Consider the following 2985-nt stretch of genomic DNA (forward strand, 5'->3'; position numbering starts at 1 on the left):
AGAGACAGCTATAAGAGACAGCCACCATGGCCCCTTTGAAACGGGATTGAGGCCATGGGGTCTGTGTGAGCCCCGTACGTCCATCAGACGGCCGGAAGCTCGTGACTTCACAGTAGACCCACGCGAGGGCTCGTCGCAATGGGCGGCTCCGGTTGCGCTGTGGGCAGAACACCGGGTGGCCGGACCGTGAACGCGAGGTGGCCGGATCGCCCTGTGGACGACGGCCCGGCGGGTGCGCCGCCCGACCTAGGCTGGGCGCATGAGCGGGGTGGGATGGGCGTGGACGCACGGCGCGCCGGCGACGGCGGTGCTGTGGTCCCTGGGGCTGGTGTGGTTCGCGGTGTGCACGGGCGTGCTCGTGCGCACGGACCTGCGCGAACATCGGCTGCCGAACCGATGGACGCTGCGGCTGGCGCTGGGCGGGCTGGCGGCCATGACCGGGGGAGCGCTGCTGGCGGGCCGGGGTGACCTGGCCCTCTGCAGCCTGCTGGGCGGTCTCGGCTACACCGTGGCGATGCTCGCGCTGCACGTGCTCAGCCGCGGCGGCCTCGGGATGGGCGACGTGAAGCTGGCCGGCGGGCTGGGCGTGTACACGGGGGTGCTCGGCCCGACGGCGGTGCTCGCCGCCGGGGTGGGCGCGATCCTGCTCGGCGGAGTGGCGGCGGGGCTGCTGGTGCTCGCGGGTCGGGCGACGGGGCAGACGGCGCTGCCGTTCGGACCGGCGATGGTGGCGGCGGCCGCCGGAGTGCTGGTGCTGGCGTGAACGACGGACGGCCGCCCTCCGCACGGGAGGACGGCCGCTCGTCGTCGTGGTCCGGGAGGCGGCGTCGCGCCGCTCACCGGATCCGCCGGATCACTCCGGGTGGGTCATGGACATGGTGTCCAGGGCCTTGTCCAGCTGCTCCTCGGTGACCTCGCCGCGCTCGACGTAGCCGAGGTCCACGACGGCCTCGCGCACGGTCATCTTGTTCGCGACGGAGTGCTTGGCGATCTTGGCGGCGGCCTCGTAGCCGATCACCTTGTTCAGCGGGGTCACGATGGACGGCGAGGCACCGGCGAGGAAGGCGCAGCGCTCCTCGTTGGCCTCGATGCCGTCGATCATCTTGTCCGCCATGACGCGCGTCGTGTTGGCCAGCAGGCGGATGGACTCGAGCAGGTTGGCGGCCATCACGGGGATGCCCACGTTGAGCTCGAAGGCGCCGTTGGTGGAGGACAGGGCGACGGTGGTGTCGTTGCCGATCACCTGGGCGCACACCATGATCGCGGCCTCGCAGATCACGGGGTTGACCTTGCCCGGCATGATCGAGGAGCCCGGCTGCAGGTCCGGGAGGGCGATCTCGCCGAGGCCGGTGTTCGGGCCGGAGCCCATCCAGCGCAGGTCGTTGTTGATCTTCATGATCGAGAACGCGATGTTCCGCAGCTGGCCGGAGGCCTCCACGAGGCCGTCACGGTTGGCCTGGGCCTCGAAGTGGTTGCGGGCCTCGGTCAGCGGCAGGCCGGTCTCCTCGGCGAGCAGCTCGATCACGCGGGCGGAGAAGCCCTGGGGCGTGTTGATGCCGGTGCCCACGGCGGTGCCGCCGAGCGGGACCTCGGCCACGCGCGGCAGCGCGGACTGGATGCGCTCGATGCCGTAGCGGACCTGCGCGGCGTAGCCGCCGAACTCCTGGCCCAGGGTCACCGGGGTGGCGTCCATGAGGTGGGTGCGGCCGGACTTCACGATGCCGGCGAAGTCCTCCGCCTTCTTCTCGAGGGAGACGGCCAGGTGGTCCAGCGCCGGGACGAGGTCGTTCACGAGGGCGGCGGTGACGGCCACGTGCACGGAGGTCGGGAACACGTCGTTCGAGGACTGGGAGGCGTTGACGTGGTCGTTGGGGTGCACCTCGTCCTCGGAGCCGGCCTCCTGGAGGGCACGGGTGGCGAGGGTGGCGAGCACCTCGTTGGTGTTCATGTTCGAGGAGGTGCCGGAGCCGGTCTGGAACACGTCGATCGGGTACTGGTCGTCGTGGTCGCCGGCGATGACCTGGTCCGCGGCGGCGACGATGGCGTCCGCGCGCTCCTGCGAGATGATGCCCAGCTCGGCGTTCGCCTTGGCCGCGGCCTTCTTGACCTGCGCGAGGGCGTGGATGTGGGCGGGCTCGAGGCCCTTGCCGGAGATCGGGAAGTTCTCCACGGCGCGCTGGGTCTGGGCGCGGTAGAGCGCGTTCACCGGCACCTTCACCTCGCCCATGGTGTCGTGCTCGATGCGGAACTGCTGATCGGTGTTCTCTGCGGTCATGATCACATCCTAGGACGGCGTGGGCGCCCGGTGCCGCACCGGACGCCCGTCGTCGTCAGACCGCCAGGTCGCCGTGCACGCGGCCCGGTCGAGCGGTGCCCTCGGACAGCGAGTAGGTGAGCCCGACGACGGCGGTGCGCCCCGACTCGACGGCCGCGCGGACGGACTGCGAGGTCTCCAAGAGGTGGTCGCAGGTCTGGTCCACGTGCTCGGCCACGAACTCGTCGACCTCCTCCAGACCGCGGCGGCGCCCCGCCAGCACGGACGGGATGATGCGCTCCACGAGGGGGCGCACGAAGCCGCGCGGCATGGTGCCGGAGATGTAGGACTCGACCGTCGCCGTGACGGCGCCGCACGAGTTGTGGCCCAGGACGATGACGAGCGGGATCTCCAGCACGTCCACGCCGTACTCGATGGAGCCCAGCACGGCGTCGTCGATCACGTGGCCGGCCGTGCGCACCACGAACACGTCGCCGAGCCCCAGGTCGAAGATGATCTCGGCCGCCAGGCGGGAGTCGGCGCAGCCGAAGATCACGGCGACCGGGGCCTGGCCGGCCGTCAGCCCGCTGCGGCGCTCGGCGTTCTGGTTCGGGTGGCTCGGCTCGCCCGCCACGAAGCGGCGGTTGCCCTCGACGAGGACCTCCCACGCCTCGGCGGGGGTCAGGTCGGAGGTGGGGACGACGACGTCGGGGGCCGGCGTCGTCTCGGGG

3 protein-coding genes are annotated in these 2985 nt (G+C 71.4%); 1 reads left to right on the top strand and 2 read right to left on the bottom strand.

Features of this window, described 5'->3' with window-relative positions:
* Positions 1 to 259: 259 nt before the first annotated feature.
* Complete coding sequence (locus J1M37_RS10390; RefSeq protein ID WP_206452577.1) at positions 260 to 763, top strand: prepilin peptidase; 504 nt, start codon at positions 260 to 262, stop codon at positions 761 to 763.
* Positions 764 to 853: 90 nt separating this feature from the next.
* Here the strand turns inward: J1M37_RS10390 and J1M37_RS10395 are convergent, their stop codons facing one another.
* On the bottom strand, positions 854 to 2275 hold the full coding sequence (locus tag J1M37_RS10395) for a class II fumarate hydratase (RefSeq protein ID WP_159228318.1): 1422 nt from the start codon (positions 2273 to 2275) through the stop codon (positions 854 to 856).
* Between the two features lie 55 nt (positions 2276 to 2330).
* On the bottom strand, positions 2331 to 2939 hold the full coding sequence (locus tag J1M37_RS10400; protein WP_135019756.1) for a carbonic anhydrase: 609 nt from the start codon (positions 2937 to 2939) through the stop codon (positions 2331 to 2333).
* Between the last annotated feature and the right edge of the window lie 46 nt (positions 2940 to 2985).

Origin of the sequence: Micrococcus sp. KRD012 (assembly GCF_017168555.1) — a bacterium.
GTDB classification, from domain to species: Bacteria; Actinomycetota; Actinomycetes; order Actinomycetales; family Micrococcaceae; genus Micrococcus; species Micrococcus luteus.

Bases quoted from the DNA above. Each gene is read 5' to 3' on its own strand.
- J1M37_RS10390 (WP_206452577.1), top strand. From the start codon at position 260: ATGAGCGGGGTGGGATGGGCGTGGACGCACGGCGCGCCGGCGACGGCG.
- J1M37_RS10395 (WP_159228318.1), bottom strand. From the start codon at position 2,275: ATGACCGCAGAGAACACCGATCAGCAGTTCCGCATCGAGCACGACACC.